The organism is Oleiphilus sp. HI0079 (genome assembly GCF_001635105.1).
This window is the reverse complement of record NZ_LWFT01001377.1, coordinates 1-1444: the sequence shown is the minus strand read 5'-3', so window position 1 is coordinate 1444 and position 1444 is coordinate 1. Positions and strand designations below refer to the sequence as shown.

Sequence of the window (1444 nt, the reverse complement as noted above, 5' to 3'; positions counted from 1 at the left end):
TGTTTCTGCTCGGTCTTAGTGCGCTTTTGGGTTTTTAATTGCTTGGCGAGACTTAGCAGGCCGCCAATTTCGTCTGCGTTGAAGTCGAGCAGTTTGGTAAAGCTTTTTCCATTGAGCGAGAAGCTCATAGTCGTCTCCGCATTTTTAAAGCAGCGATGATAGCAAAAAGTTCGGGAATGTGTAGTTTGAGTCGATGGGGACGCTAAAGGCGGTTACGATTTTTTGGGCGTAATACGTGGCGAATCGTATCGAACGCCTTGCTATTTGCGGGGTGAGCTATTAGAATGCGCGGCTCGAAAAACTGCGGGTGGGCATCATTGCTTTTTGCATGTTTACCCGTTTAAATTGTAACTCCTTGCTTTAAAACAAATTTTTGATTTAAGGCTATATATCCAAAGGGAGCATTTATGCGTCACTACGAGATCGTATTCTTGGTACATCCTGATCAAAGCGAACAGGTGCCAGGTATGGTTGAGCGATACAGCAACCTAATCACTACCGGTGGTGGTCAGATTCACCGTCTGGAAGATTGGGGTCGTCGTCACTTGGCTTACCCGATCAACAAAATTCACAAAGCACACTACATCTTGATGAACATCGAATGTAGCAACGAAGTGCTTGAAGAGCTTTCTCATAACTTCCGATTCAATGATGCGATTATTCGCGACTTGGTCATTCGTCGTAAAGAAGCGGTTACCGAAGAGTCTGCAATTAAAGCATCTCAAAACCGTGATGACCGTCGTCCGCCTCGTCAAGAAGCGCCTCGTCAAGAAGCGCCAAAAGCTGAAGCAGAAACTGGCACAGAAGAAGCAGCTGGCGACAGCGCTGAATCAACAGAAGAGTAATTCGGAATTAGGAGAAGACTATGTCTCGTTTTTTACGTCGCCGTAAGTTCTGCCGTTTCACTGCAGAAGGCGTTAAAGAGATCGATTACAAAGATCTAGATACTTTAAAAGGTTATGTCACTGAAACTGGAAAGATCGTTCCTAGCCGTATTACCGGCACAAAAGCGAAATACCAGCGTCAGTTGGCGACAGCAATCAAGCGTGCTCGTTACGTTGCATTGTTGCCGTACACCGATAACCACCACGAGTAATGGTGGCTCCGTCTCGAGTTAATTGGGGACGGTTGAAAATTTACTTGAATACTTGAGGAAGCGCTTTGATGCGTGAATTAGCCCGGTTTGCCATGAAGGGGCCGCGCAACGCTGCAGGGGTTGCCTTTGTAGCTTGTTTAGTTCCAATGATGTTCTGGCTCGGTGCTGCGACGGTTGCGTTAGTAACGTTACGTCATGGTACGGCGAAGGGACTCAATGTATTCGTATGGGCCGCGATACCTGCTTTGGGTTGGTGGCTCGGATTGCACGATCCAACCGCATTGGTAGTGTTGATATCAACGTTTGCTTTGGCAGAGGTTTTGAGAATCAGCGTTTCCATGCGCAGAA

2 protein-coding genes and 1 pseudogene are annotated in these 1444 nt (G+C 47.0%); all 3 read left to right on the top strand.

All coding sequences use genetic code 11. From position 1 onward, the window contains the following. Positions 1 to 407 precede the first annotated feature (407 nt). The gene (rpsF, locus tag A3750_RS23785) at positions 408 to 845 is read left to right on the top strand and encodes a 30S ribosomal protein S6 (protein ID WP_068453546.1); all 438 of its coding nucleotides are present in this window, start codon (positions 408 to 410) and stop codon (positions 843 to 845) included. A gap of 20 nt (positions 846 to 865) precedes the next feature. Then, positions 866 to 1096: a 30S ribosomal protein S18 gene (gene rpsR, locus A3750_RS23780; RefSeq protein WP_068453544.1), complete on the top strand. Its 231-nt coding sequence runs from the start codon at positions 866 to 868 to the stop codon at positions 1094 to 1096. 68 nt (positions 1097 to 1164) lie between these two features. Continuing rightward, positions 1165 to 1444 (top strand): annotated as a pseudogene (locus A3750_RS23775) (hypothetical protein); the annotation flags it as partial.

Coding starts and splice junctions, on each gene's coding strand:
- rpsF (WP_068453546.1), top strand. CDS start 408: ATGCGTCACTACGAGATCGTATTCTTGGTACATCCTGATCAAAGCGAA.
- rpsR (WP_068453544.1), top strand. CDS start 866: ATGTCTCGTTTTTTACGTCGCCGTAAGTTCTGCCGTTTCACTGCAGAA.